Origin of the sequence: Paraliomyxa miuraensis (genome assembly GCF_026337845.1) — a bacterium.
Lineage (GTDB): Bacteria > Myxococcota_A > Polyangia > Nannocystales > Nannocystaceae > Paraliomyxa > Paraliomyxa miuraensis.
Genome location: NZ_JAOVZF010000072.1, coordinates 1 through 557 on the forward strand (window position 1 = coordinate 1; position 557 = coordinate 557).

Here is a 557-nt window from a genome sequence, read left to right on the forward strand (position 1 = left end):
ACCTACCACGTCAACACCGTGCCGCCCGGCAAGGTGATCGCGGCCAAGTCCGAGGCCGACAAGCCGTTTTGGATCTACAACGCCGCCTCGTTCGCGGTGATCGGCACCCTCCTGGTCATGGTCAACCTCATCCCCGAGGAAGAGCTGTCCATGAACATGGACGACCTGATGGCCGAGAACCGCTTCGTCGGCTACATGAACCAGCCCGACGAGACGCCCGAGGAAGAGCCGCCGCCCGAGCAGGAGAACAGCGACGACGAGGCCGGCGGTCAGGGCCAGCGGCACAAGGGCGAGGAGGGCAAGATGGGCAAGCCCACCTCCAAGCAGAAGTCGGGTCTCTACGCCATGAAGGGTCCCAAGGACGCGGTGCCGCAGATGGCCCGCAACTTCGACCCGGAGATGATGGCGCGCAACGCCGGTATCTTGGGCATGATGGCCCAGGAGAGCGGCCACTTCCTCGCCTCACCGTACGGCGCCGCGTTTGCGGTGGGCAATGACGACGAGGACGTGTGGGGCGGTCTGACCGGCACCGAGGTCGGCGAGGCGTTCGGCGTCGG

General features: G+C 66.2%; 1 protein-coding gene. It reads left to right on the forward strand.

Annotated features, from left to right (window positions below; translation table 11 throughout):
• Positions 1-557, forward strand: a 557-nt coding sequence (locus OEB96_RS00315; RefSeq protein WP_323137304.1) for a hypothetical protein, incomplete at both ends; no start/stop codon positions are given.